The sequence below is a fragment of the Methylorubrum sp. B1-46 genome (assembly GCF_021117295.1).
Taxonomy (GTDB): domain Bacteria; phylum Pseudomonadota; class Alphaproteobacteria; order Rhizobiales; family Beijerinckiaceae; genus Methylobacterium.
In genome coordinates this window covers 5,177,250-5,201,225 of sequence record NZ_CP088247.1, presented here as the reverse complement: position 1 = coordinate 5,201,225, position 23,976 = coordinate 5,177,250, and the positions used below count along the sequence as shown (strand labels likewise).

Genomic DNA, 23,976 nt, shown 5'->3' with positions numbered 1-23,976 from the left:
GCGCCGAAGATCGACGGAGACGGATCGAGACAGAGGGATCTTCTGCGCTTTTTCTCGGTCGGTGAGCGCGCCGGGCCGCAGCGGCGCTGCCTACGGGACGGGCGTCAGCGCCGGGGGCGGGAGGAGGCTCGGGACGATGACGCGGATGCCGCTGCGCGTCTCGCTGGTCGAGCCGGCCTGCTCGTCGGGCTCTTTCGAAAGCTGCACCGCGCCCTCACGGTTGGCCGCGTCGGCCGCGAGGCCCGCCGCCGTCCGGTCGGCCCGCCCGACCAGAGTGAGGCGTACCTTCGGCGCCCGCGAGAGCCTCTCGGCCGTCATCGGCGTGACGAAGATGTCGCCCTTGTGCCGCACCAGCATGCTCTCGGCCTTGGCGAGCGATTGCGCCCAGCTCTGGCCCTCCCGCTTGCAGGAGCAGTCCGCCGTGAAGCTCTTGCGGAACTTGAAGGCGGCCGGCAACGCCGTGTAGGCGCGGTTGCCCTTGATCGTGGCGGCGTATTTCAGCGCCTCGTCGCCGTGCGGCATCGAGTAGGCCACCGCCTCGGTGCCGGGGCAGAGCGCCTGGCACATCTCGTCGGCTCCCCCGCGACCGTCGGGCAGGTTCGCCATCGGGAAGTAGGATCCGTCGCAGGTCTTCACGCAGATCACCTGCGCGCCGCCGCGGGCGGTCTGGCTGCCGGCGACCTGTCCCTCCTGGCCCTCGCCGGGGATCAGGCCGGTGCAGGCGCTCGACACCGCTGCAATGAGCTGCCGCCGGCGGGCAGCCACCACCTCGCCATCGCCCCCGCCATAGGTGGCGTTGAGCGAGCGGATCCGCGCTTCGACGGCCCCGCATTGCGGGGGGCGCGTGTCGAAGAACAGGAACTTGCCGCCCTCGCAGTTGAGGCTGCGATAGTAGGTCTGCAGCCGCGCGACCTCGCTCTGCAGTGCGGAGGCGGTCGAGGCGCTCGCGTTGAGGTTCGCGAGCTCCGTGCGATAGCGCTGGCAGGCCCACACATCGGGCGCGGCCAGGGTCGGGGACGCCGTAGCCAGACTGAGCGCAGCGAGCGCGAGCACGCGGCGAAACTGCGTTCCGATCATCGGCATGGTGCGGATGCTGGGGATCTCGGGCAGGAGGTCGCGGGGGGATGACGGAGAGGATGCCGGGCCGCGCGTTGCGGCACAAGCGATCGTCGACATGTGTTAAAGCCCCTCGCCCTTTCGGGACAGAGACACCATGTCTCTGCGGCCAAGCTTTGAGGGGATTGCGTCGATGATGTGGCTCACGGGCACCAATGGGGATCGCGGTCGGAAGGCGGCGGCCGGATTGGCGGCAGGCATCATCCTCTGCCTCGGCTCGGCCGCGCCGGTCCTAGCCCAGGAGCCCGACCGGATCTTCGACAAGTCCACGGTGTGGCGGCCGCTGACCCCCAACGACAAGCTCGTGGTCTACGGCATCGACGACCCGGCGGTGGCCGGAATCGCCTGCTGGTACACACAGCCCGAGAAGGGCGGCATCAAGGGCACGCTCGGGATGGCGGAAGATGTCTCGGACATCTCGCTCGCCTGCCGGCAGGTCGGCCCGGTCCAGTTCAAGGACAAGTTCAAGCAGGGCGAGGTGGTGTTCAGCGAGCGCCGCTCGCTGATCTTCAAGTCGATGCAGATCGTGCGCGGCTGCGACGTCAAGCGCAACACGCTGATCTACATGGTCTATTCCGACAAGGTGATCCAGGGCTCGCCCAAGAACTCCACCTCCGCCGTCCCACTCGCCCCGTGGGGTACCGAGCCGCCGGCGAAATGCGCGGATTTCGTGAAGTAAGGGAAGACGCGACCCTCTTGTCTCACTCGTAGTGCCAGCGGCACTGGGCGATCTCGAGGGTCTGCTCGGTGCCCATCCCGCCAACGCGATACACAAGACGGTGCGAACCAGTGATCCGGCGCGACCACCATCCCTTCAGGTTCCCCTTCAAGGGCTCCGGCTTGCCGAGCCCGGTGAAGGGCGAACGGGAAGCATCCTTGATGAGCTCGTTGAGGCGCCTCAAAGTGCCCGGCTCGGTCGTTTGCCAGTAAAGGTAGTCCTCCCAGGCTTGATCGGACCAGAGCAGCCTCACTCTTCGATCAGAGAATGCTCCGCTCCTCCGCCCGCATCGAGTTGACGCACGCCCGCGATCAGACGGGCCGCATTGGCCGGCGTACCGAGCAGGTGCAGGGTCTCGCGCAGGCTCTCCAACTCGGCGAGAGGAATGATCGCGAGATCCTCGCGATTGCGACGCGACACGACGAGCTCCGCCCGATCGCTCTCGACCCGATCGAGATGCTCGGCCAGGTTACGTCGCAACTCCGTGTAACCGACATAGCCCATGTGACGCGCGCCACGCCTGTACCGTTTCCTGTACGCTTGAATAGCGATCCGGCGAACCAGCGACAAGCGGCGTGCGACGCTGATGAAGTGACCTCAGTCCTGGCAGGTGATGCGCAGCGGGCGCGGCGCGCTCTTCACCGGGGCGGCGTCGCCGATGGCGCCGGTATACTCGTCCTGTGCGGCGACACCGTAATTGGCGGCGCTGGCGAAGCCCTGCGACTCGCACCACGCGTTGGCGACGACCTGTCCGCACTCGCTCGGACCGCCGCTCAGGCACTCGCCGACGCCGTAGCCGTCCTCGGCCGGGATCAGGAACGTCTTCTCGACGGATTTGCGCGCGGCCGCTTCGGCACCGGCGCGCGCGGGCAGGGCAGCGGTGGCGACAATGAGGGCGAGAAGGACGGCGACCGGTCGGCGCATGGTGAAGACCTTGTGAACGGGTTCGTTCGAGTGCGGAGTGTTCGGACGGCGCGGTAAACAAACTCTTGCCGGTCCGGTCACAGTCGGTCGAGAAGCGGCAGGGCGGCCGTTCTTCTCGAATTCATCACCGTTTTGGGGTAGCTCAACCTCGTGGCGGCGGCCGTCGCGGCGGCGCAACAGCGGTGACCGGCGGCTTGGACGAGACTGTGGCAGCGCCACCGTTCGCGGCCGCAGACCGGCCGGTGGAAAGTGCTGCGCCGCAACGACAAATGACGAGGGCGGCAAGCGCCGCAGGGGAGGCCGGGTGAACCCGGCGGGAACGCAGTCGATGACGCCGATGTTGCGCCTCTACAACACGCTGACCCGCCAGAAGGCGGCCTTCGCGCCGATCGATCCGGCGAACGTGCGGATGTACGCCTGCGGACCGACGGTCTACGACGCGGCGCATATCGGCAACGCCCGACCGATCATCGTCTTCGACCTGCTGTTCCGGCTGCTGCGCCATCTCTACGGCGAGGCGCATGTCACCTACGCCCGCAACGTCACGGACGTGGACGACAAGATCAATGCCCGCGCGCTGGAACGCGGCATCTCCATCCGCGACCTCACCGACGGCACGCTGGCGCAGTTCCACCGGGATATCCGCGACCTCGGCGTGCTGATGGCCGAGGATGTGAACCGGGTGGGCGCGCCGGCGCGCTTCATCGAGCCACGGGCGACCGACCATATCGCCGAGATGCACCGGCTGATCGAGGGTCTGGTCGCGGCCGGCCATGCCTATGTGGCGGAAGGGCACGTGCTGTTCGACGTACCCTCCATGCCCGATTATGGCGCGCTCTCGAAGCGTCCTCTCGATGAGATGGAGGCGGGTGCGCGCGTCGAGGTCGCGCCCTACAAGCGCTCGCCGCTCGACTTCGTGCTGTGGAAGCCCTCGAAAGCGGGCGAGCCCTCCTGGCCTTCTCCTTGCGGGATCGATGCACCCGGCCGGCCCGGCTGGCACATCGAGTGCTCGGCCATGTCGTGGAAGCACCTGGGACAGACCTTCGACATCCATGCCGGCGGCATCGACCTGATCTTCCCCCACCACGAGAACGAGGTGGCGCAGTCCCGCTGCTGCTTCGGCACCGACGTGATGGCCAATGTCTGGCTCCACAACGGCTTCCTGCAAGTGGAGGGAGAGAAGATGTCGAAGTCGCTCGGCAACTTCATCACCATCCGCCAGGTGCTCGACGACTGGCCGGGCGAGGTCGTGCGCCTCAACATGCTGAAGACCCACTATCGCCAGCCGATCGACTGGACCCTGCGCGGGCTGGAGGAATCGAGCCGGATGCTGGACCGCTGGTACGAGGCGGCCGGCGAGGCTGCGCCCGATGCGCAGGCGCCTGCAGGCGTGGTCGAGGCGCTCAGCGACGACCTGAACACGCCGGCCGCCATCGGCGAGCTGCACCGTCTGGCTGGCACGGACGCGGGTGCGCTCAAGGCCGGCGCGGGGCTGATGGGCTTTCTTCCGGCGACGAGGGCGCAGCGCGAAGCGGAGCGGGTCGGCGCGGCGGGCATCGACGTGGCGCGGGTCGAGACGCTGATCGCCGAGCGCAAGGCGGCCCGAGCCGCCAAGGACTGGGCCGCCTCCGACCGGGTGCGCGATGCACTCTCGGCCATGGGCGTGATCGTGAAGGACAACAAGGACGGCAGCACCACCTGGACGGTCGCGGGGTAGAGCCCTACCCGACCTGATCGTTCAGGCCGGGCAGGTCTCGACGGACCCGACCCCGTCGGCTCGACCCTGGGGAACTCGGCGAAGGGTCGGCGACAGAACTTCGGTGCTCATTCCAAAACGGACGTTCGGTCTTCGACCCATCAGAGTCCCGCGCACGGCCGCCGTCTTCGCTGATACCGCGACTTCTCGTGCCGAAAGCCGTAGGCTTAACCGGTCAATGGAGTGCCGCGCGTCCCGCGAACGACACTCCGAAACCGGCACGCTTGTCCAAAAACGACCTTTTTTGCGCAAAAAGCAACTATCGGCTCGACTTAATAATTTCCCAGCCCACTGCGCTTTTACACAAACTTAATCTCAATCGTCAAATTTCCAGATGTGAATTTCGCTCCTAGGGCAAATTTGGTGATGCCGAATATTATAACTCGCCGCCTATCCAACAAACTTATGACGATCGCAGGATCTGCCGTCAGTCTGACGCTCATCGGCTTTACAGGCTTCGCCGGATGGAAAGCAGCTGAACGCACGAACACGGAAATCTTGACGCTCGCGAGCGAGAAGGCCGCAAGTACAGCCGGGCAGGTTTCGGTCCACCTCACCGAGGCGATGTCGGCCGGCCGATCGCTGGCAGCCACGCTCGCGGGTTATGCAGAAGGCGGCAACGCCAAAAGGTCCGATGTCGTCGTGGCGACCAAGGCGCTCCTCGCTGACTATCCCAATTTGTTCGGGGCCTGGATCTCCGACACCGTCGATGGTCACGCCGGAAAGCGGTTTTCCGGAACGGACAACAATAACGACAAAGGTCTCTTCACCCCGTACTGGACCCGAACGGACACAGGAAACTTGGAGCTATCGACGTTCTCCATCGACCCAACCAAGCAATGGTATGCAGCGTCGATCACATCCGGCATCAGTTTGCTCATCGAGCCCTATGTAACCGGCAAGGGTGATGTCGTGACCTCGGTCACGGTGCCGCTCAAAACCAAGGGCGCAATCGTCGGTGCCGCAGGTGTCGATATCAGCCTGCAGAAGATGTCCGACATGGTCGCGGCGCTGCGCCCCTTCGAAGGCGGGCGGGTGATGCTCCTTTCGAACGCCGGCAGATGGATCGTCCCTCCTCAATCCGACCTGCTGATGAAGACCTATGCCGGCGCCGGCGAGCAAGAGATCCAGGCGGCCATGGGCGACGGCCGGATGCGGGTGCTGACCGACCGCTCGGACGGTGCGGTCCGGTTGGTGTATCCCTTTGCCGCCCCCGGCATGAACACGACCTGGGCCCTTCTGCTCGACGTGCCGGCCAAGGCGTTCTCTCAGCCGATCTTTGCCCGTGTTCTGGAAACAGCTCTCGGGGGCGTCGCCATTCTCGTTGTCGTGCTGGGCGTGATCTTCGCATCGGCCAAGGTTCTGCTCACGCGCCCGCTCGGACGTCTGGTCGGCGCACTCCAACGGATGGCCGAGGGCCAGACCGACGCGGACATTAAGGAAGCGTCCCGCAGCGACGAGATCGGCGCGGTCGGAAAGGCGGTCGAGGGCATCAAGACCATGGTGGCGCGGAAGGCCGCCGAGGAGGCCGAGGTCAAGCGGATCGCCGAAGCCGCCGCTGCGCAGGAACGCAGGCGCACGATGATCGAGCTCGCCGACGGCTTCGAGCGTGCGGTCGGCGGGATCGTCGGGATGGTCTCGTCCGCGGCCACCGAGCTGCAGGCCACCGCCCAGCAGATGACGGCCACGGCCACCGAGACCGCCTCGCAATCCATCACCGTGGCTGTCGCCGCCGAGGAGGCCGCCGCCAACGTGCAGACCGTCGCAGCCGCGGCCGAGGAGTTGGGATCATCCGTCGAAGAGATCGGGCGACAGGTCTCCGGCTCGGCCCAACTCGCCCAGTCGGCGGTCGGCGAGGCCCGCGAGACCGCCAGCTTGGTTCGGGCGCTGAGCCAGAACGCGTCGCGCATCGGCGACATGGTCGGGATGATCTCCTCCATCGCCAGCCAAACCAACCTGCTGGCGCTCAACGCGACGATCGAGGCGGCGCGCGCCGGCAGCGCCGGTCGCGGCTTTGCCGTGGTGGCATCGGAAGTGAAAGCCTTGGCCGAGCAAACCGCCAAGGCCACCGAGGAAATCGCCCGTCAGATCGGCGAGGTGCAGGGTGTCACCGGGCAGGCCGTGACGGCGATCGGCGACATCACCACCCGAATTCGCGAGATCGACAACGTAGCCACGTCGATCGCCGCGGCGGTGGAGCAACAGGGCGCGGCGACCCAGGAGATCGTCCGCAATGTGAGCCAAGCCTCGACTGGGACGAACGCCGTGACCGGCAGCATCACCAGCGTCGCGCAGGCGTCCGAGGAGACGGGGGCGGCGGCCAGCCAAGTCCTGTCGGCGGCTTCCGAACTGTCACGCCAGTCCGAACATCTCGGCGTGGAGGTCGCCCGTTTCCTCGCGACCGTCCGAGCCGCCTGACCTGCGCTTCTCGAACCTATCGCTCGCGATAGAAGCCGATCGCCGCCCACAGGTCCGCTTCTTGCTCGATCGCGAGCGGAAGCGGATCTTCCCGAAAGTCGCGTCGGGTGGCACGCGGCCTTTTCACAAAGCCAAGATGAGTGGGCTTTGGCCCTGGGCCTCAGCCCCTCAATCGCTGCAGCCAACCGCCGCCATGGGCGAAGGAGCGCCCGCCCAGCCGGCGCAACGCCTCCTCCGTCGAGGTGAGCGGGTGCTCGGCATAGACCTGCGCGATCTCCTCCGCCGTATTGGGCAGCCGCGAGAACTCCTCGACGATCGCGTCGTAGTGGGTCTTCAGCGTGCGCGAGGACGGATCGAGCCCGGTGACGATGACGAGACCGGTGGGCGCGGCGTCCACGAGCATCACGTCGAGATCCGGCCGGTAGCGCTTCAGGATCGGGATCACCTTCCAGACATCGCCGGTCCACCAGTTCTCGAACGGCGTGCCGCGCCCGCGGATGCCGGCCTGCATCGGGTCGCGGTCGGCCATCGGTGCGGCCACCGGCAGGCAGTCGTGCATCACGATGATCGAGTCGCGCCGGCAGATCGCTTCCGTGTTGAAGAAATCCCGCAGCAGGAACTCGAACAGGTGCATGCCGTCGAGGAAGGCGAGATCGATGCGGCCACCGACATGGCGGCGCAGATTCAGGTTCGCGAAGAAGACGTCGCTCATCACCTGGAACAGCGAAACCCGCGCCTTGTTGGCCGCGATGTTGGTCTTGAGCTGAAACCCCGGATCGACGGCGATGCCATGCCGACAGGCGATGCCGGAGAAGATGTCGCCGAAGGCGACGCCGACCTCCAGATAGCGCTGGACGGCGGCATTGCGTGAGAGGCGGGCCAGCACCGACCCGTAATGCTCGCCCCGGTGCTCGCCGGCGATGGTGTGTCCGGGCTCGGTCAATGCCGTCATCAGAAGCGCTTCTCGATCAGTTCGTCCGCCAGCGGCGCCGGCTCAGACCGGGCCAGAACTTCGCTCAGCGTCTCCACCACGCGGTCGGGATCTTCGCCGACGAGGTAGTTCAGGTCGAGGCCCTCGCGGATGAAACCGTGGGCGCGCATATGGTCGATCAGGGTGATCAGCGGGTCCCAGAAGCCGTTCACCGAGAGCAGCAGGATCGGCTTGCGGTGCTGGCCGAGCTGCGCCCAGGTGAGCTGCTCGACCAGCTCCTCCAGCGTGCCGATGCCGCCGGGGAGGGCGACGAAGGCATCGGCCCGGTCGAACATCAGCCGCTTGCGGGTGTGCATATCGGAGACGACGATGGTCTCCTGCACCGCGTCGAGCATGCGCTCGCGCGATTTCAGGAAGTCGGGGATGATGCCGGTGACGGTGCCGCCCGCATCGAGCGTCGCGCCCGCGACGGTGCCCATCAGGCCGACATTGCCACCGCCATAGACGAGCTTGATGCCCGCGCGGGCGAGCGCGGTGCCGAGCCGGCGCGCGGCGTCGGCGAAGGCCGGATCGCCGCCGAAGCCGGATCCGCAATAGACGCAGACGGAGGTCAGCTGGGCCATCACGCGTCTCCCCGACGGGGATCGAGGGATGCGTCCAGCCCCGACTTCCTGCGCCCGTCCAAGCGAAAGACTGCTGAGGTCCTGCGGGAAAAATGGGTAGGCGCGTGATCGAGCTTTGGTGTTCTTCTCATGTTCGTTAATATGTCACCGGATTTAGACGGGTTGTCGACAATCGGCGGCGCAGTGGTCTCGCCCGCGGCAGCCCGAGGCGTACGGGAGTGACCGGCCATGACGGCTGAGGTGCGGCGAAGCATCGTCCTCGCGGCGGCGGGGCTGCTCGGCGGCTTCGCCATGGTGGTCGCGCTGTTCGGGACCGGGGAGCTTCTCAAGCGCAACGCGGCGGTCAATCCTTCTGCCGAAACACCGGCCAAGCCGGGAGAACCTTCGGCCGGAACGGAGACCGGCGACCGTGCGGGCGAGGGACCGGCGAAGGCCCCTGCCAGGGACACCCCTCATGCCGCCCTCGGAGCCCTATCGCAAGAGGGCGCAAGGGCGGACGCGTTCCCGGCACGCGAGGCCCAACCGCGTACGGAAGACGGAACGCCGAGCTTCGACATCGTGCGGGTCGAGCCGGACGGGGCGAGCGTCATCGCGGGGCGCGCCGCTCCCAACAGCCGCGTCGAGCTCCTGCGCGACGGGAAAGTCTTCGCCACGGCGGAAGCAGATGCCGCCGGTCAGTTTGCCCTGACGCCGCCGGACCTGCCGACGGGCACGAGCGAGATCGCCCTGCGCACCACCGGCGCGGACGGAAAGCCGCTGCCGGGACGCGAGAGCGTCACGATCGTGGTAGCCGAGAAGCGCGATACCAAGCCGCTGATCGCCTTGAGTGCCCCCGATGCGCCGACCCGGGTGCTGTCCCAGCCGGACGCCCCCGAGGCCGCCCGCGAGCAGTCCGTGACCGCCCTGGCGGGAACGCCCGGCCCGGCGAAATCTGCACCGGTCGCTGGGGCGACTGAGGGTGGCAAGGCGGCGGGACCCGTCCGCATCGTCAGCGTGGACGCGCAGGAGGGCGGGCGCCTTCACGTTACCGGTCAGGCGACGGCGTGGAGCAGCCTGCGTCTCTATCTCAACGACACCATGGTGGCCTCGGGGCAGTCAGGGGCCGACGGGCGGGTCGCGTTCACCATCGGGCGTGGGGTGAAGCCGGGCGCCTACCGGATCCGCGTCGATTCCGTCGATCCGGCAGGCGGGAAGGTGAAGGCCCGCGCCGAAGTCGCCTTCGCCTATCCCGACAGCGTGCCGCCGACGCGCTATGCGGATGCGGGCTCAGCCGGCACCGCCAAGACCGAAGGTGTGCCGGCGGCTCCAAACCGAGAGCAGGCGGCGGCCGAACCGCGCTCCAGGGCACCGGAGCCTGACGGCGCAAACCGCCCGGCGGCGCCGGCAGCGAAAACCAAGACGGCGGAGGTCAGTCCCGCGCCGAGCCTCGCGGGCACCTCGCCCATGGCGGCCCGCACCGCGCCGGATCGTCCCACGGCACCGGGCACGCCGTCGCTGGCCGCGTCCTCTGGGGCCACGGCGCCGACACTGGGGGCGGATCGCAGGGCCGCCACCGAACTCGCGCCGAGCCTTCCGGGGGGAACGCCCCCCGCAGCTGAAGCAGGCGCCGTGTTCGTGCCCGAGGTCAACACCGCCCGGATCACCCGCGGCGACAGCCTGTGGCAGATCAGCCGGCGCGCTTATGGTCGCGGCAACCGCTACACCGTGATCTACGACGCGAACCAGGATCAGATCCGCGACCCGAACCGGATCTATCCCGGCCAGATGTTCGTGTTGCCGAAAGACGGACCCGCGAAGGAGGCGCCTTCAGCGCGAAGCGGCGCGGATCGCCGCACCTGACGGGAGGAACGGCGGCTCCGGCGCCGGGAGGGTGCGCGAACCTTCGCGAGCGCCTATATGCGCCACGCGACGGCCGCCTGGCGCCGAGAGAATTTTTCCGAACCTCACGATGGCAAAAGCACCTGCGCCGGCGGGGGAGGGTGCGTCCGCGCCCCTCGAACGCCCCGGCCTCCTGACGACCTATCGCCGGCTCTGGCCCTATCTCTGGCCGCACGGCCGCGCCGACCTCCAGCGGCGGGTGTTCATCGCCTTCGGGCTGCTCTTCGTCGCCAAGGCCGCGACGATGGTGATGCCGTTCACCTTTAAATGGGCGACCGACGCGCTGGTCGCGGCAGTGGGCGAGAAGGGTGCCGCGGCCGCCGTGCCGGCGGGCCTCGTCTCGGCGCCCTTCCTCTTGATCGGGCTCTACGGCCTGTCGCGCATTGCCATGGCCGGGCTGACGCAGGTGCGCGACGGCCTGTTCGCCAAGGTGGCGATGCATGCCGTGCGCAAGCTCGCGCTCCAGACCTTCGAGCACATGCACCGGCTGTCGCTCCGCTTCCATCTCGAGCGCAAGACCGGCGGCCTCACCCGCGTGCTGGAGCGCGGCCGTTCGGGCATCGAGGAATTGTCGCGCCTGATGGTGCTGACCCTGGTGCCGACCATCGTCGAACTGGTCCTCGTGCTCGGTATCCTCGCCTACGAGTTCGACTGGCTCTACTCGGTGGTCGTGGCGAGCATGATCGCCGCCTATCTCGGCTTCACCTGGAAGGCGACCGAGTGGCGCATCGGCATCCGACGCCGGATGAACAACTCCGACACCGAGGCCAACACCAAGGCGGTCGACTCGCTGCTGAATTTCGAGACGGTGAAGTATTTCGGCGCGGAGAATCGTGAGACCGCCCGCTACGACGCCTCGATGGAGCGCTACGAGAAGGCCTCGACCCAGACCTACGTCTCGCTCGCCGTGCTGAATGCTGGCCAGGCGGTGATCTTCACCCTCGGCATGACGGCGGTGATGTGGCTCGCCGCCCGCGACATCATGGCCGGACGCACCACGATCGGCGGCTTCGTGCTCGTCAACACGATGCTGGTGCAGCTCTCGATGCCGCTCAACTTCATGGGGATGATCTACCGCGAGATCAAACAGGCGCTGATCGACATCGACGACATGTTCCTGATCCTCCAGCGCAATCCCGAGATCGCCGACCGGCCGGGCGCAAAGCCGCTGAAGGTCGAGGCCGGCACCGTCCGCTTCGAGGACGTGCGCTTCGCCTACATCCCGGAGCGGCCGATCCTTCGCGGCATCTCATTCGAGGTGCCCGCGGGCCGCACGGTAGCCATTGTCGGTCCTTCGGGGGCGGGAAAATCGACACTGTCGCGCCTGCTGTTCCGCTTCTACGAGCCGAATGCGGGCTGCATCACCATCGACGGTCAGAACATCGCCAGCGTGCGGCAGGACAGCTTGCGGGCGGCCATCGGCATGGTCCCGCAGGACACGGTGCTGTTCAACGACACCATCGGCTACAACATCCGCTACGGCCGCTGGGACGCGAGCGAGGCCGAGGTGCGCGAGGCCGCGCGCCTCGCTCAGATCGACCGCTTCATCGAGAGCCTGCCGGAGGGCTACGACACGCCGGTAGGCGAGCGCGGCCTGAAGCTCTCGGGCGGCGAGAAGCAGCGCGTGGCGATCGCCCGCACCATCCTGAAGGGGCCGCCGATCCTCGTCCTTGATGAAGCGACCTCGGCGCTCGACTCGTTCACCGAGCGCGAGATCCAGGCAGCCCTCGACCGGGTCAGCCAGGGCCGCACCACGCTCGTGATCGCCCACCGGCTCTCGACCGTGATCAACGCCGACGAGATCCTGGTGCTCGATCAGGGCCGCGTGGTCGAGCGCGGCGACCATACCAGCCTGCTCGCCCGCGGCGGCGTCTACGCCGCCCTGTGGAACCGCCAGCGCGAGGCGGACGCCGCCCGCGAGGCGCTCAAGCGCGCCGAAGACGAGCGCTCGCTGGCCGAATCCGTCCGTCCGGTGCCGGAGACGGTGACCTGACGACCGGTTGACGGAACCGCGCCCCCCTGCCATCCGGCGGGGACGATTCGCCCCGCCGGAGTCCAACGGGAGCCCATGACCGACCTCATCGAGACGATCCGCCGGACGCTCGTGCCGATCCATAAGGAGGGCTACCCCTTCATCCTGATCGGCATCGTGCTCACCGTTGTGCTCGGCTACTTCTCGCAGTTCTTCGGCTGGATCTTCCTGATCCTGACCCTCTGGGTCTGCTACTTCTTCCGCGATCCCGAGCGGGTGGTGCCGGTCGGCGACGGGCTCATCGTCTCACCCGCCGACGGGCGTGTGAATCTGATCTCGACCGTGCTGCCGCCGCCGGAACTCGACCTCTCGCACGAGCCGATGCTGCGCATCTCGGTGTTCATGAACGTGTTCGACTGCCACGTGAACCGGGTGCCGGTCTCGGGCAAGATCGGCCAGATCCACTACACACCCGGCCTGTTCCTCAATGCCGAGCTCGACAAGGCGAGCGAGGACAACGAGCGCAACGGCCTCGTCATGGAGACGACCCATCGCGGCCAGCCTGTGCGCATCGGCGTGGTGCAGATCGCCGGACTCGTGGCGCGGCGCATCGTCGGATTCGTCTCGGCAGGCGACACCAAGCAGGTCGGCGAGCGCTTCGGCCTCATCCGTTTCGGCTCGCGGGTCGATGTCTACCTGCCGGTCGGCACCCGCGTGATGGTCGGTCTCGGCCAGAAGGCGGTGGCCGGCGAGACGGTGCTGGCCGATCTCGGCGGCGGGGCCGAGCGGGCCTTCCGCCGCATCTGATCTTTCGTGCAGAAGGGCGCCATGGGCAGAAGCGACGAGCCGAGAGACACGTCGAAAGACGAGTCGAGAGACGACATGGACGATCTGTTCCCGCCCTTCGCACCGGACGCGAACGATCGGCCGCGCCGGTTCCGGCCGGTGCCGTTCCGCCTGATCGCGCCGAACATGATCACCCTGCTTGCGCTCTGCCTCGGGCTGACCGCGATTCGGCTCGCTTTCGAGGGACGGTTCGAGCCGGCGGTGATCGCGGTTATCGTCGCCGCCGGCCTCGACGGCATCGACGGCCGCGTGGCGCGCCTGCTGAAGGGGACCTCGCGCTTCGGTGCCGAACTCGATTCCCTGGCCGACTTCGTCAATTTCGGCTGCGCCCCGGCGCTGATCCTCTACAGCTTCACCCTGCACAACCTGAAATCCGTCGGCTGGATCGTCGCGCTGGTCTTCGCCATCGCCATGTGCCTGCGGCTCGCGCGCTTCAACGCGATGCTCGACGATCCCAACCGCCCCGAGTGGAAGAAGGACTTCTTCGTCGGCATGCCGGCGCCGGCCGGCGCCATCACCGGCATGCTGCCGCTCTACCTGCATTTCCTCGGCCTCGATTTCAGCGCCTGGGGTCGGCCGGTGATCCTCGTCTACGTGCTGGTCATCGCGCTCCTCGTCGTCTCGACCGTGCCGACCTTCTCCGGCAAGACGTGGGGCAAGCGTGTGCCGCGCGACCTCGTGGTGCCGATCTTCCTCGTCGTGGTGGTCGGCTTCGGCCTCGTCATCAGCTTCCCGTTCGAGGCGATGGCGGCGGTCAGCGTCGCTTATCTCGCCGGCCTTCCCTTCGGCGCCGCGCAGTACCGCAAGCGGCTGAAGCAGGAGGCGAGCGCGCCGGTCGCCCCGGCCCAGGATAGCCCGACCGCTCCGAAGATTTAACACCGTCCCAAAAAGGGGCTGCCGGCTTTCGAAGCTCGTGAAATCCAAGCCATAGCTCGGAGTATCCAGGATCCGCCCTCCACGGCTGATCCAAGGATCGGGCTGGAGCCGCTGGCGCATCGGTCGCGGCTTTCCCGCACGCACCCACAGGATCGAGGAGGCCGCCGTGACCGGATCGACAGCGGGGCCGAGCATTGTCGCGGGTCTCTTCGGCATCGCCGTACCGATCATCCAGGCGCCGATGGTCGGGCCGAAAACGGGGCTCGCTGCCGCCGTCAGCGCCGCGGGGGGCCTGGGCTCGCTTGCCTGCGCCGCGCTCACGCCCGACCAGATCCGCACCGAGGTCGCGCAGATCCGAGCCGCGACGGCCGCGCCGTTCAACCTGAACTTCTTCTGCCACGCGCCCGCCGCGCCCGATCCGGGGCGCGACGCGGCGTGGCGTTCGGCGCTGGCCTCCTTCTACGAAGAGCTCGGTCTCGATCCGGCGGCGCCGGTCACGATGGCCAACCGTACTCCCTTCGATGACGCCATGGCGGAGGTGGTGGCGGAGCTGCGCCCGCGCGTGGTCAGCTTCCATTTCGGCCTGCCGGCCGAGCCGTTGCTGCGGCGGGTGCGCGAGGCGGGCTGCCTGATCCTGTCCTCGGCCACCACCGTCCGAGAGGCGCGCTGGCTCGCCGAGCGCGGCGTCGATGCGGTGATCGCACAGGGCGCGGAGGCCGGCGGTCACCGCGGCATGTTCCTCACCGACGCGCCCGCCTCGCAGGTCGGCACGATCGCCCTGGTTCCGCAGATCGTGGACGCCGTGGACGTGCCGGTGATTGCGGCCGGCGGCATCGCCGATCCCCGCGGCGTGGCGGCGGCCTTCGCCCTCGGTGCCGGCGCGGTCCAGGTCGGCACCGCCTATCTGCGTTGCCCCGAGGCCGGCATTGCCGCCCCCTATCGCGCCGCCCTGAACGCCGCGCGGGACGAGGATACGGCGCTCACCAACGTACTCACCGGCCGCCCGGCCCGCGGCCTACTGAACCGGGTGGTGCGTGAAATGGGCCCTCTCAGCGCGGCGGCTCCGGCCTTTCCCGGCGCCGCGGTCGCGCTCCAGCCCTTGCGTACGGCCGCCGAGGCGCGGGGCTCGGGCGATTTCTCACCGCTCTGGTCCGGCCAGGCCGTCGGACTCTCGCGGGAACGGCCGGCGGCCGAACTGACCCGCCTGCTGGCGAGCGGCGTTCCGGGTGTCTGACAACAAAAAAAGGCCGCCCCGAGGGGCGGCCCCTTCCGTTTCCGGAGAGGCTCCGGAAAGAAATCAGCGCGAGTAGAACTCGATGACGAGGTTCGGCTCCATCTGCACCGGATAGGGCACCTCGGAGAGGCCCGGGATCCGGGTGACGCGGGCGGTCATCTTCTGATGATCGACCTCGATGTAGTCCGGCACGTCGCGCTCGGCGAGCTGCGAGGCCACGACCACGATCTCGAGCTGGCGGGAGGCTTCCTTCACCTCGATCACGTCGCCGGCCTTGACCTGGTAGCTCGGGATGTTGACCCGACGGCCGTTGACCTTGATGTGCCCGTGGTTGACGAACTGGCGCGCGGCGAACGGGGTCGCGACGAACTTCGAACGGTACACCACGGCATCGAGGCGGCGCTCGAGCAGGCCGATCAGGTTCTCGCCGGAGTCACCGCGCAGACGGATCGCCTCGGCGTAATAGCGGCGGAACTGCTTCTCGGTGATGTTGCCGTAGTAGCCCTTGAGCTTCTGCTTGGCGCGCAGCTGCGTGCCGAAGTCGCTCATCTTGCCCTTGCGGCGCTGGCCGTGCTGGCCGGGGCCGTATTCACGGCGGTTCACGGGGCTCTTCGGGCGGCCCCAGATGTTCTGGCCCATGCGGCGATCGAGCTTGTGCTTCGCCTGGACGCGTTTTGACATCGCTGTTCCTCTGGAACAAATTTTTGAGGAACGCGCCCTCCTCTCCCTCTTCGCCGGAGCGGTGAGGGCGACAGGGCGGCTGTTACCGCCCACGGGTGCGCATGAAATGCGACGGGGCCCCAAACCGGAGCCCCGTACACGAGCGGGTGCCTAGACGAGAACGCCGGGACCGTCAATGCCGCGCGCGGACCGCGACGCGACCGCACCCCGAGGCTCAACCCTTCATTAACCCTGGTATCGCCTGAATCGCGCGAGAGAATCCCCCTGATTTCGACGGAGCGCCGACCCATGCCGACGCCAACGACCCGTGCCAGCCTTCTCGCACTTGCCATGACCGGCAGCCTTCTCGCCGGCCCGGCCCGCGCGAATTTCCAGTCCTGCCTCGCCGGCATCCAGGCGCAGGCCGCTGCTGCCGGCGTCTCGGCGCAGACCTTCCGGTCGGCGACGGCCAACATCGCCTACGACGACAAGGTGATCGAGCTGTCCCAGGCGCAGCCCGAGTTCAAGACGCCGATCTGGGACTACATGTCGGCGCTGGTGGACGAAGAGCGGGTCGAGGACGGGCGCGCGGCCATGCGCCAGCACGCCCAGGCGCTGGCGAATGCCGAGGCGCGCTACGGCGTCGATCGCCACACCATCGCCGCGGTGTGGGGCGTCGAGTCGAATTTCGGCAAGAACCTCGGCAAGATGCCGCTGGTGCAATCGCTGGCCACGCTCGCCTGCTCGAACAACCGCCGCCGCGACTTCTTCCGCACCGAGCTGATCGCCACCTTGAAGATCATCGAGCGCGGCGACATCGAGGCCTCGCGCCTCACCGGCTCCTGGGCCGGCGCCTTCGGCCAGACGCAGTTCATGCCCACCACCTATCAGCGCCTCGCCGTGGACGGCGACGGCGACGGTCGGCGCGACGTGGTCGATTCGGTCGCCGACGCGGTCGCCTCCACCGCCAACTTCCTGCGCGCCGCCAAATGGTCGAACGGCCAGCCCTGGGGCTACGAGGTGCGGCTGCCGCGCGGCTTCAACGTCGCGGCCGCGGGTCGCAAGAACAAGCACGCCGTCGGCCACTGGGCCTCGCTCGGCGTCACCCGCGTCGACGGCCGGCCGCTGACGGGGGAGGGACCCGCCGGCATCCTGGCCCCCGCCGGCATCAACGGCCCGGCCTTCCTCGTCACCAAGAACTTCGACGCGATCTACTCCTACAACGCCGCCGAATCCTACGGCCTCGCCATCGCCGTCCTCTCGGACCGGCTGCGCGGGCGCCCCGGCGTACAGGCCGACTGGCCGACCGACGACCCGCCGCTCTCGCGCGCCGAGCGCCGCGACCTCCAGAGCCGCCTGATCGCCCGCGGCTACGATGTCGGCGAGCCGGACGGCAAGGTCGGCTCCAAGACGCGCGAGGCGATCAAGGACGTCGAGCGCCAACTCGGCATGCCGGCCACGGGGCGGCCGGGGGGGAAGGTGCTGGAGGCGCTGCGGCGGGGATAGCGCTGCGCTTCATCGCTCGATCGCGGGCCGCGTGGTGTCCGTGCGCTCCGTCGCACGGGTCATCCGCGGCCTTTTCAATTTGCGAGATTCGACCAACGGACGCGCTTTGCTGCCGTCTGCAAGGACGGCACGGCCGAGACAACAAAAAACCCGCCCCGAGCATCTCGGGACGGGCGCGTGGGCGAAAGCGGCTCCGCGGAGCCGCCCTCAGCCAAAAATCACTCGGCGGCGGCGGGAGCCTTCTCGGCCTTGGCCGGACGGTCGTTGCGCTCGACGATACGGGCCGACTTACCGCGACGGTCGCGCAGGTAGTAGAGCTTGGCGCGGCGGACCTTGCCGCGGCGGGCCACCTTGATCGAATCGATCATCGGGGAGTGCACGGGGAAGACGCGCTCCACGCCCTCGCCGTAGGAGATCTTGCGGACGGTGAAGCTCTCGTTGAGGCCGCCGCCGTTGCGGGCGATGCAGACGCCCTCGTAAGCCTGGACGCGGGTGCGCTCGCCTTCCTTGACGCGGACATTGACGATGACCGTGTCGCCCGGCTGGAAATCCGGGATCGTCTTGGCGAGGCGGGCGACTTCTTCCCGCTCGAGCTGCTCGATGATGTTCATTGGAAACGCTCCGGCCGTTAGCGCCCGTCCGGTAAAGTCCGGGCGTCAGGATTTCGGCATCCTGTTGTGAGTTGGCCGGGCCTGTACCCGATGCGCGCAGCTTTGTCGATGGGTTCGACGGGCCGGAGGCCTCAGTAGCGGGAGGGAACGATCATCGCGGGCGAGATCGGCGCGCGGATGTAGTCGGCATGCCGCACGCGGTCCGGCAGCACCACCGGCGGATGCTCGACGGGGCCGTAGGGGATCTGCTCCAGCAGATGGCTGATGCAGTTGAGGCGGGCGCGGCGCTTGTTGTCCGCCTCGACCACCCACCACGGCGCCTCCGGGATATGGGTGCGCGCCAGCATCTCCTCCTTGGCGCGGGTGTAGTCCTCCCAGCGGCGGCGCGACTCGACGTCCATCGGCGAGAGCTTCCACTGCTTGAGCGGATCGGCAATGCGCATCCGAAAGCGCAGGGCCTGCTCGGCATCGGTGATCGAGAACCAATACTTCACCAGCCGGATGCCTGAGCGCACCAGCATGCGCTCGAACTCGGACACCGAGCGGAAGAACTCCTCGACTTCGGCCTCGGTGCAGAAACCCATGACGCGCTCGACGCCGGCGCGGTTGTACCAGGAGCGGTCGAACAGCAGGAGCTCGCCGGCGGCCGGCAGATGGGCGACGTAGCGCTGGAAATACCACTGCGTGCGCTCGCGCTCGTTCGGGGCGGGAAGAGCCGCCACGCGGCAGATGCGTGGATTGAGGCGCTGGGTGATGCGCTTGATCACGCCGCCCTTGCCGGCCGAATCGCGGCCCTCGAAGATCACGACGACCCGCAGGCCCTCGGTCTTCACCCACTCCTGGAGCCGGACCAGTTCGTGCTGGAGCCGGAGCAACTCGCGAAAATAGGTGCGGCGGGAGGGCGCTTCACCGTCGTCATGGTCCTCGTCGAAGCTGAGCTCCAGCTCCTCGTCGTAGCTGTCGGCCAGTTCCCGGCGGATCGCCTCGAAATCGCTGGGGTTCGGGCGGCTGTCGTCGCGCATGGAGGCTCAGTCCGGTCGTCGGGTCGTACCCGACGCCTTAGAGCATCCTCATGTGACACAGCGGCGAAGGAGGCCGGTCTGCCGTCGAGCCGCGCCCGCGCAAAAGCGCCGATCGGCGCCATACCCGATCACCCTTCTACAGGAAGCGCTTCGACCCGACCCGTCACAGGATCTCGGGTTCGAGCGGTCCGCCTCAGTTGCGGACGGAGCCCGTGGTGGTCACCGAGGCATGGGACTTGGCGGTGCCGGCGGTCGCAGGCTTGGGCTTCGAGGCCTCGGCGCTCTTCTCGTCCTTGCCCGGCTTCTCATCCTTGCCCGGCTTCTTGGCGAGCACCTTGCTGAAGGCGCTCACATCACCGTCGGCATCGGCAACCGCGATGCGATTGGCCTTGGTGGAACCCGGCTTGGCTTCACCCGCCTTGGTCGTTTCACGCACCGCGACCACCGTCGCCGGCTTCTCCCGCTCCTTGCGGGCGGCCGCGGCCTTGGTCGGGCCGGGTGCGTCGCTGGAGGCCGCCGCGACGAGGACGGGCTTGCCCTTGGTGTCGACCTCGAACTCGTTCGGCCCGAGCGCGAGGCTCTCCGGCCGGCTGACCTCGCCGAGATGGTAGCGGCCATACTCCTTGGCGGTGTAGGCCAGCTCCTTCTCCTTGTCCTTCTCGTTCTCGATCAGGCTGGCGAAGGTCGGGTTCTCCGGCTTCTGCGGACGGAAGACCGGGTTCTGGCCGCCGTCGTCGTAGACGACGCGGGTCGCGGGCGTGCCCTTGGCGATCAGCTCGGCGACCTCGTGGCTGTCGCGGTCGCGCTTCTCGGCGACCAGCGGATCGACCCGCGGCGTGCAATTGCCCGCCGCCACGTCGGCCCCGCCGAACACATACCGGGTGCCGCAGGCCGCGACCCGCGGCTCCTCCTTGAGGGTCTCGAAATAGTCCGAGCCCTCCTTGAGGTTCTTCCAGAACGGCGCGTTGGGATCGTTGCGGAACTTGGCGATGTTCGAAGCCGTCATCCGAAACGGGTAGGACTGAAACTGGAAGGCGCGCTGGCCGCCGTTGAAGGCCTCGCGGGCGATCGCGTAGATCTCCGACATCGAGGCGTCGGTCATGGCAAAGCAGCCCGACGACGAGCAGGTGCCGTGCACCATGATGTAATTGCCGGTGCTGCCCTTGGCCCGGTCGATGGCGTTCGGGTAGCCGACGTCGAACGACAGGTAGTAGCTGGAGTTCGGGTTCATCTGGCCCGGCGTGATCGTGTAGAATCCCTCCGGGGCCTGGCGGTCGCCCTGCTTCAGCTTGGGCCCGAGCTGGCCCGACCAGCGGCAGATCGGGAAGGTCTTCAGGAGCGCGTACTGGCCGTTCGCGCCGCGCTTCCACACCTCCATCTCCGCTTCCTTCTTGAAGGCGCGGATCAGGATCGGGTCGGACTGGGTCATGCCCTTGGTCTGCATGAGCGCGAGCGTCTGCGGCGGGATCGGCGTCAGGCTGCGCGTCGAGGCACCGCCGAGCATGGCGCTGTCCTGACAGGCGCCGAGGGTCATCGCCAGGGCAACGGCAGCAGCCGCCACAAACGGACGCACAGCCATGGGGAACCCGTCCTTACGTGTCCTTGCCCGCAGGGCGCCTTCCGGCCCTTTTGCGGACGTCACTCCCCGAACCCAATAGCCTCGCTAAGCTTACCCGGAGCTTACCGCAATCCAGTCATCCACTTTGTGGACAGGCGTTGCAGGGCGGTCACGGTTCCCCGGAAACGTGCCCGGACGCCCGCAGCAGATCCTTCACGAAGGCGTCATCGGCTGGATCGGCAAAGCGGAGGCCGACCGAGGCCGAACGGACCTCAACCTTGAGCCAGTCCAAATGCGAATCCTGTTCGAGCACGCTCGCGGCCCGACCGTCTCCCGGATGGAGTTGAAGCACCGTGAGGTGATTGTCCGCACCCCACGCCTGCGCCCTCTCGACGAGCGCGTCGCGGATGGAATGCACCGTCGCCGCCTCGGTGGGGAGAGCGGTCATCAGATAGAAGCGGTTTCGGGCGCCGGGCCGGTCCAGAGCCGCGCGCAGCCGCCGCACGCCGGCTTGCAGGAAGCGGTAATCCTCGTCGCTGGTTGCCGGGTCGTGGTGGTTGAACACGAATGGGATCGCGTGGCGGTCCCGGTAGAGGAGATGGCGGCAGCGGGTTTCATTCGGCGCCTGCCGCTCGGCGAGGGGCGTGCTCTCGTAGTGTCGCCGGTCGAGAAGCGCCGAAAAATCGTCGGCGAGGCAGTCGCGGACCATGCCCGGCGACGAGAAAATCCAGTCGAACGGGGCCGACCAGGTGCGCAGGCCGAGCCCCTTCAGAATCTGCGCGGTATGGCAGTGGCTGCCGAGCGAGATGTGGTTGACGGGGCCGGGCTCTCGGGTGTCGCGTCGGCCGAGGCGGCGCAGGCCGTCGAGCAAGCCCGCGCCGAAGCCGCGCGTCACAGCTTGCGGCCGATCTCGAGAAACTTCTGCGCCCGCCGATCGCGAATCTCGTCGCGGCTCAGGCCCTCGAACTCCGCGAGCGAGCGGGCGATGGCCTCGCCGGTCGCGTCGAGCGCCGCCTGACGGTCCCGGTGGGCGCCGCCGGTGGCTTCCGGCACGATCGCGTCGATGATGCCGAGGCGCAGCAGGTCCTGCGCGGTGATCTTCATGGCGGTGGCGGCGTCGTGCGCGCGGCCCTGGTCGCGCCACAGGATCGAGGCGGCGCCCTCGGGCGAGATCACGCTGTAGATGGCGTGCTCCAGCATCAGCACCATGTTGGCGGTGGCGATCGCGATGGCCCCGCCCGAGCCGCCCTCGCCGATGACGACGGCGACGTTCGGCACGCCGAGCGCGAGGCAGGCTTCGGTGGAGCGGGCGATGGCCTCGGCCTGGCCGCGCTCCTCCGCCTCGATGCCGGGGAAAGCGCCGGCCGTATCGACAAAGGCGAGAACCGGCAGCCCGAAGCGGTCGGCGGTTTCCATCAGGCGCACCGCCTTGCGGTAGCCCTCTGGGCGGGCCATGCCGAAATTATGCCGCAGGCGCGCCTCGGTGGTCGCGCCCTTTTCCTGGCCGATCACGCAGACCGGGCGGCCGCGGAAGCGCCCGAAGCCGCCGATGATCGCCTCGTCCTCGCCGAAGCTGCGGTCACCGGCCAGCGGCGTGAATTCCTCGATCAGGCCCGCGCAGTAATCGACGAAGTGCGGCCGCTGCGGGTGGCGGGCGACCTGAGTCTTCTGCCAGGGGGTGAGCGCGGCGTAGATCTCGACGAGCGCCTGGGCCGCCTTGCCCTCGAGCCGGCCGACTTCCTCGCTGATCGAGACGGCGCCGTCGCGCTGGCCCAGGGCCTTGAGTTCCTCGAGCTTCGCTTCGAGTTCCGCCACGGGCTTCTCGAAGTCGAGATAGGAGCGCATCACCGCCATCGATCGTCGGTCCAACTCTTGTTCGGCAGCCGTGCATCCGCCCGGCATCCTGCGGCGGGCTGGCGCGCGGTGTTCGGGGAAGCGGGCATGGGTGTCAACCGCCGCTTAGCGTCAGGGCGTGCGACGCAGCAAGATCGACTTCGCGCAGGCGTTGGGGCAAGCCATGAGCGAGAGGGTCCGCGCGGCCCGCGCACCGGAGGGAATTCATGAGCCTGAAAGGGAAAGCTGCCGTCGTCACCGGCTCGACGAGCGGCATCGGCCTCGCCATCGCGCGCAGCTTCGCGAAAGAGGGCGCGAACGTCGTCCTCAACGGCTTCGGCAAGCCCGAGGAGATCGAGCGGACGCGCAGCGGCATCGAGAGCGAGTTCGGCGTCAAGGCTGCCTACTCACCCGCCGACCTCACCAAGCCCGACGCGATCGGCGGACTGATCGAACTCTCGGTCGAGACGTTCGGCAGCGTCGACATCCTCGTGAACAACGCGGGCGTGCAGTACGTCTCGCCGATTGAGGAATTTCCGGTCGAGAAGTGGGACCAGATCATCGCGCTCAATCTCTCCTCGGCCTTCCACACCCTGCGCGCGGCCGTGCCGCACATGAAGGCGAAGGGCTGGGGCCGGGTCATCAACACGGCCTCGGCGCACTCGATGGTCGCCTCGCCCTTCAAGTCCGCCTATGTCGCGGCAAAGCACGGCATCGTCGGGCTGACCAAGACCGCCGCCCTCGAACTCGCCACCCACGGCATCACCGTGAACTGCATCTCGCCCGGCTATGTCTGGACGCCGCTGGTCGAGAGTCAGATCCCGGACACGATGAAGGCGCGCGGCCTGACCAAGGAACAGGTGATCGAGGACGTGCTGCTCAAGGCGCAGCCGACCAAGGAATTCGTGACCGTCGATCAGGTGGCGGCGCTTGCCGTATTCCTGTGCTCGGACGGCGCCAGCCAGATCACCGGCGCCAACATCGCCATGGACGGCGGCTGGACGGCGCAGTAGCGCCGCCTGAGACCGGAGCGCGGCCAATGCCGCGCTCCGATGCGTCGTTCAGCGGCGCGAATGCAGCAGCAGAGCGAGGCCGTAGCCGACAGCGCCGGCGATCAGCAGCGCGAGGAACGGGTTCTCGCCGACCTGGGTCTGAACCCGCTCGCGCCCGTCGCGCAGATAGGTGCCGCCGTGGCGGCTGACGCGGTCGTAGGCGTCCTCGGCATAGCCGCCGACATCGTCGGCGATGTCGCGCACCGTATCCTTCGCCTGACCGTAGATGCGCTGCGCCCGACCCTCGGCCTCCCGATAGCGGCCTTCCAGCGAGTCCCGGTCCGAGCCGAGCGCGTCGCCCACCGCACCCTGCGCCCGGCCACCGAAATCCTTCGCAGCGCCGACGACGCGATCCGTGTCAACCATGGCGAAACTCCTCGTTGTCCAAACCCGGCCCGCCACCTTGAGAGTTTTGAGCGGGCGTCGGTCAGGAGAACGTGCG

At 68.0% G+C, this 23,976-nt stretch carries 23 protein-coding genes; 10 read left to right on the top strand and 13 right to left on the bottom strand.

Annotated elements, in window-relative coordinates:
- Window positions 1-90: 90 nt before the first annotated feature.
- Window positions 91-1,176: a DUF2865 domain-containing protein gene (locus tag LPC10_RS24120; RefSeq protein ID WP_231344770.1), complete on the bottom strand. Its 1,086-nt coding sequence runs from the start codon at window positions 1,174-1,176 to the stop codon at window positions 91-93.
- Between the two features lie 73 nt (window positions 1,177-1,249).
- Between LPC10_RS24120 and LPC10_RS24115 the strand changes: the two genes are divergently transcribed.
- Entirely contained in the window at window positions 1,250-1,795 is a 546-nt protein-coding gene (locus tag LPC10_RS24115; RefSeq protein ID WP_231344769.1) for a CreA family protein, read from the top strand.
- A gap of 22 nt (window positions 1,796-1,817) precedes the next feature.
- Here the strand turns inward: LPC10_RS24115 and LPC10_RS24110 are convergent, their stop codons facing one another.
- The 3 genes from LPC10_RS24110 to LPC10_RS24100 form a co-directional block, all read right to left on the bottom strand.
- A complete protein-coding gene (locus LPC10_RS24110; protein ID WP_231344767.1) occupies window positions 1,818-2,087 on the bottom strand; it encodes a Txe/YoeB family addiction module toxin in 270 nt (89 codons plus the stop codon).
- Window positions 2,084-2,338, bottom strand: a complete 255-nt coding sequence (locus LPC10_RS24105; RefSeq protein WP_231347138.1) for a type II toxin-antitoxin system Phd/YefM family antitoxin — start codon at window positions 2,336-2,338, stop codon at window positions 2,084-2,086. The genes LPC10_RS24110 and LPC10_RS24105 overlap by 4 nt, the downstream gene beginning before the upstream one ends.
- Window positions 2,339-2,431: 93 nt before the next feature.
- Complete coding sequence (locus tag LPC10_RS24100) at window positions 2,432-2,758, bottom strand: hypothetical protein (RefSeq protein WP_231344766.1); 327 nt, start codon at window positions 2,756-2,758, stop codon at window positions 2,432-2,434.
- A gap of 328 nt (window positions 2,759-3,086) precedes the next feature.
- Between LPC10_RS24100 and cysS the strand changes: the two genes are divergently transcribed.
- The gene (gene cysS / locus LPC10_RS24095) at window positions 3,087-4,475 is read left to right on the top strand and encodes a cysteine--tRNA ligase (RefSeq protein ID WP_231344764.1); all 1,389 of its coding nucleotides are present in this window, start codon (window positions 3,087-3,089) and stop codon (window positions 4,473-4,475) included.
- Window positions 4,476-4,919: 444 nt separating this feature from the next.
- Complete coding sequence (locus LPC10_RS24090) at window positions 4,920-6,932, top strand: methyl-accepting chemotaxis protein (protein WP_231344763.1); 2,013 nt, start codon at window positions 4,920-4,922, stop codon at window positions 6,930-6,932.
- Window positions 6,933-7,092: 160 nt separating this feature from the next.
- Here the strand turns inward: LPC10_RS24090 and LPC10_RS24085 are convergent, their stop codons facing one another.
- Window positions 7,093-7,884 carry a class I SAM-dependent methyltransferase gene (locus LPC10_RS24085; protein ID WP_231344762.1) on the bottom strand — a complete coding sequence of 264 codons (792 nt, stop codon included), beginning with the start codon at window positions 7,882-7,884 and terminating at the stop codon, window positions 7,093-7,095.
- Window positions 7,884-8,486, bottom strand: a complete 603-nt coding sequence (locus LPC10_RS24080; RefSeq protein WP_231344761.1) for a TIGR00730 family Rossman fold protein — start codon at window positions 8,484-8,486, stop codon at window positions 7,884-7,886. Before LPC10_RS24080 ends, LPC10_RS24085 begins: the two co-directional genes overlap by 1 nt.
- Before the next feature lie 228 nt (window positions 8,487-8,714).
- On the opposite strand from LPC10_RS24080, the gene LPC10_RS24075 reads away from it, so the two are divergent.
- The 5 genes from LPC10_RS24075 to LPC10_RS24055 all read left to right on the top strand — a co-directional run bounded on the left by LPC10_RS24075 (window position 8,715) and on the right by LPC10_RS24055 (window position 15,292).
- Entirely contained in the window at window positions 8,715-10,325 is a 1,611-nt protein-coding gene (locus LPC10_RS24075) for a LysM peptidoglycan-binding domain-containing protein (protein WP_231344760.1), read from the top strand.
- Between the two features lie 109 nt (window positions 10,326-10,434).
- Entirely contained in the window at window positions 10,435-12,357 is a 1,923-nt protein-coding gene (locus LPC10_RS24070; RefSeq protein ID WP_231344759.1) for an ABC transporter ATP-binding protein/permease, read from the top strand.
- Between the two features lie 75 nt (window positions 12,358-12,432).
- Window positions 12,433-13,143, top strand: a complete 711-nt coding sequence (locus LPC10_RS24065; protein ID WP_108942605.1) for a phosphatidylserine decarboxylase — start codon at window positions 12,433-12,435, stop codon at window positions 13,141-13,143.
- A gap of 75 nt (window positions 13,144-13,218) precedes the next feature.
- Window positions 13,219-14,058, top strand: a complete 840-nt coding sequence (locus LPC10_RS24060) for a phosphatidylcholine/phosphatidylserine synthase (protein WP_231344758.1) — start codon at window positions 13,219-13,221, stop codon at window positions 14,056-14,058.
- Between the two features lie 166 nt (window positions 14,059-14,224).
- On the top strand, window positions 14,225-15,292 hold the full coding sequence (locus LPC10_RS24055) for a nitronate monooxygenase family protein (RefSeq protein ID WP_231344757.1): 1,068 nt from the start codon (window positions 14,225-14,227) through the stop codon (window positions 15,290-15,292).
- A gap of 63 nt (window positions 15,293-15,355) precedes the next feature.
- Here LPC10_RS24055 and rpsD read toward each other — a convergent pair whose 3' ends face one another.
- Entirely contained in the window at window positions 15,356-15,973 is a 618-nt protein-coding gene (gene rpsD / locus LPC10_RS24050) for a 30S ribosomal protein S4 (protein ID WP_017483343.1), read from the bottom strand.
- Between the two features lie 288 nt (window positions 15,974-16,261).
- Between rpsD and LPC10_RS24045 the strand changes: the two genes are divergently transcribed.
- Window positions 16,262-17,458: a lytic murein transglycosylase gene (locus LPC10_RS24045; RefSeq protein ID WP_231344756.1), complete on the top strand. Its 1,197-nt coding sequence runs from the start codon at window positions 16,262-16,264 to the stop codon at window positions 17,456-17,458.
- A 218-nt stretch (window positions 17,459-17,676) separates the two neighbouring features.
- On the opposite strand, the gene rplS is transcribed toward LPC10_RS24045, so the two are convergent.
- The 5 genes from rplS to LPC10_RS24020 all read right to left on the bottom strand — a co-directional run bounded on the left by rplS (window position 17,677) and on the right by LPC10_RS24020 (window position 22,494).
- Entirely contained in the window at window positions 17,677-18,069 is a 393-nt protein-coding gene (rplS, locus tag LPC10_RS24040) for a 50S ribosomal protein L19 (RefSeq protein WP_108942602.1), read from the bottom strand.
- 131 nt (window positions 18,070-18,200) lie between these two features.
- Window positions 18,201-19,091 (bottom strand): polyphosphate kinase 2, encoded by an 891-nt coding sequence (gene ppk2 / locus LPC10_RS24035; RefSeq protein WP_231344755.1) that lies wholly within the window; start codon window positions 19,089-19,091, stop codon window positions 18,201-18,203.
- Between the two features lie 193 nt (window positions 19,092-19,284).
- On the bottom strand, window positions 19,285-20,670 hold the full coding sequence (locus LPC10_RS24030; RefSeq protein WP_231344753.1) for a murein L,D-transpeptidase family protein: 1,386 nt from the start codon (window positions 20,668-20,670) through the stop codon (window positions 19,285-19,287).
- 148 nt (window positions 20,671-20,818) lie between these two features.
- Entirely contained in the window at window positions 20,819-21,544 is a 726-nt protein-coding gene (locus LPC10_RS24025) for a DUF1796 family putative cysteine peptidase (RefSeq protein ID WP_231344751.1), read from the bottom strand.
- On the bottom strand, window positions 21,541-22,494 hold the full coding sequence (locus LPC10_RS24020) for an acetyl-CoA carboxylase carboxyltransferase subunit alpha (protein WP_231347137.1): 954 nt from the start codon (window positions 22,492-22,494) through the stop codon (window positions 21,541-21,543). The genes LPC10_RS24025 and LPC10_RS24020 overlap by 4 nt, the downstream gene beginning before the upstream one ends.
- A gap of 215 nt (window positions 22,495-22,709) precedes the next feature.
- On the opposite strand from LPC10_RS24020, the gene LPC10_RS24015 reads away from it, so the two are divergent.
- Window positions 22,710-23,495: a 3-hydroxybutyrate dehydrogenase gene (locus LPC10_RS24015; RefSeq protein ID WP_231344750.1), complete on the top strand. Its 786-nt coding sequence runs from the start codon at window positions 22,710-22,712 to the stop codon at window positions 23,493-23,495.
- 48 nt (window positions 23,496-23,543) lie between these two features.
- Here LPC10_RS24015 and LPC10_RS24010 read toward each other — a convergent pair whose 3' ends face one another.
- The gene (locus LPC10_RS24010) at window positions 23,544-23,900 is read right to left on the bottom strand and encodes a CsbD family protein (protein ID WP_108942596.1); all 357 of its coding nucleotides are present in this window, start codon (window positions 23,898-23,900) and stop codon (window positions 23,544-23,546) included.
- Window positions 23,901-23,976: the final 76 nt, after the last annotated feature.